1 protein-coding gene is annotated in these 2514 nt (G+C 67.1%); it reads left to right on the top strand.

Going from position 1 to position 2514, the window contains the following annotated elements; all coding sequences use genetic code 11:
• Positions 1-2470 (top strand): (Fe-S)-binding protein (locus ACFWF3_RS32000; RefSeq protein ID WP_379317531.1); only part of this gene is annotated, 2470 nt, incomplete at its 5' end.
• Positions 2471-2514: the final 44 nt, after the last annotated feature.

The following is a 2514-nucleotide window of genomic DNA, read 5'->3' on the forward strand; positions in this document are numbered from 1 at the left end:
CGGCAAGGTTCTCGACATGGAGAACGTCGACCCCGAGGTCGACACCCTGGGCGCGGGCCGCATGGAGGACTTCTCCTGGAAGGGCTGGCTCGACTTCACCACCTGCACCGAGTGCGGTCGCTGCCAGTCGCAGTGCCCCGCCTGGAACACCGGTAAGCCGCTCTCGCCGAAGCTGCTGATCATGTCGCTGCGCGACCACGGTTACGCCGCCGCCCCGTACCTGCTGGCCGGTGGCCGCAAGGACGCCGGTGGCGACGAGGTCGGTCTGGTCGACGCCGACGGCAAGCCCGACGAGGCCGCGCTGGCCAAGATCCCCGAGGCCGCGCGTGCGGAGGCGGATCGTCCGCTGGTCGGTGGCGAGGATGTCCACGGCATCATCGATCCCGAGGTGTTGTGGTCGTGCACGACCTGTGGTGCGTGTGTCGAGCAGTGCCCGGTCGATATCGAGCACGTCGATCACATCATCGATATGCGCCGCTACCAGGTGTTGATCGAGTCGGAGTTCCCCTCCGAGCTGGCCGGTTTGTTCAAGAACCTCGAGAACAAGGGCAACCCGTGGGGGCAGAACTCCAAGGACCGCCTCAACTGGATCAAGGAAGTCGATTTCGACATCCCGGTCTTCGGTAAGGACGCCGACAGCTTCGACGGCTACGAGTACCTGTTCTGGGTCGGGTGTGCCGGTGCCTACGAGGACCGGGCCAAGAAGACCACCAAGGCCGTGGCCGAGCTGCTGGCGACCGCGGGCACGAAGTTCATGGTGCTGGGTGCGGAAGAGACCTGCACCGGTGACTCGGCGCGTCGTGCGGGTAACGAGTTCTTGTTCCAGCAGCTGGCGTTGCAGAACATCGAGGTCATCAACTCGGTGTTCGAGGGTGTCGAGCAGTCCAAGAAGAAGATCGTTGTCACGTGCGCGCATTGCTTCAACACGCTCAACAACGAGTACCCGCAGGTCGGTGGGACTTACGAGGTTGTGCACCATACCCAGTTGCTGAACCGGTTGGTGCGCCAGAAGCAGCTGGTGCCGGTCGCGACGGTCTCGCAGAACATCACCTATCACGACCCGTGCTATCTGGGTCGGCACAACAAGGTCTACGACGCGCCGCGTGAGTTGATGGAGGCCTCGGGGTCGAATCTGATCGAGATGCCCCGGCATGGCGAGCGGTCGATGTGCTGTGGTGCCGGTGGTGCCCGGATGTGGATGGAAGAACAGCTCGGTAAGCGGATCAATGTCGATCGTGTCGATGAGGCGTTGTCGACGAATCCGACGAAGATCGCGACGGGTTGCCCGTTCTGCCGGGTGATGCTCAACGATGGGGTGACCGCGCGTCAGGAGCAGGGTCAGGGCGAGGGTGTCGAGGTTGTCGATGTCTCGCAGTTGATGTTGGACTCGATCACCCGTATCGATTCCGCGGCACTGTCGGCGAACCTGGTCGTCGTCCAGGAGCCCAAGGCCGAACCGGAACCCGAGGTGGAACCGGAGCCGGTGGCCGAGGTCGTGACCGCGACCACCGCCGCGCCGAAGGCCGCTCCCGCCGGTGGCGGCCTGGGTATGAAGGGTGCTGCCAAGGCTCCCGGCGGTGGACTCGGGATGAAGGGCGCTGCCAAGGCGCCGGGTGCGAAGGCATCCGCTGAAGCGCCTGCTGCTCCGGCCGCAGCTGCTCCGGCCAAGGGTCTGGGTATGAAGGGTGGAGCGAAGGCTCCCGGTGGCGGCCTCGGTATGAAGGGTGGCGCCAAGGCCCCTGGTGCCAAGGCTCCTGCGGCTGACGCAGCTCCGGCAGACGCGGCTCCGGCCGCTGAGACCGCGGCCCCTGCGGCTCCGGTCAAGGGGCTGGGGATGAAGGGTGCTGCCAAGGCTCCTGGCGGGCTCGGAATGAAGGGTGGGGTGAAGGCTCCGGGGGCGAAGGCTGCGGCTGCTCCTGCCGCGGAGGCTTCTGCCGCCGAGGCCGCTCCCGCCGAAGCCGCTCCCGCCGGAGCCGCTCCCGCTGCGGCGCCCGCCGCGCCGGTCAAGGGGCTTGGCATGAAGGGCAAGGCTAAGGCGCCTGGTGCCAAGGCGGCAGCTCCCGCCGCTCCGGCAGCCGCCGCCGCTCCGGCAGCTCCGGCAGCTGAAGCGTCGGCAGCGGAGGCGGCTCCCGCTGAAGCGCCTGCTGCTCCTGCGGTTTCGGCTCCTGCCGAATCGAAGCCGTCGGTTCCCGCCAAGGGGCTGGCTATGAAGTCCGGGTTGAAGCGTCCGGGGCCGAAGGCGCCCGGTGCTGCGGCTCCGGCTGCTGCGGCTCCGGCTGTGGCTCCGGTTGAGGCGGCTCCGGTTGAGGAGCCGGCTGCGGCCGAAACCGAAACTGCTGCGGCGGAACCGGCTACTCAGGCCGAGCCTGCCAATGGCAACGGCAACGGCACCTCGGTGGCGCCGCCGACTGCCAAGCCGGGCGGTCTCGGGTTCAAGTCCGGTGCGAAGTCGCCTGGGCGTAAGAACTGACAGCTGAAGACGAACTACCAGTGAGGCGCGGATTCTTCGGAATC

It is taken from the genome of Nocardia sp. NPDC060220 (assembly GCF_042727815.1).
Lineage (GTDB): Bacteria > Actinomycetota > Actinomycetes > Mycobacteriales > Mycobacteriaceae > Nocardia.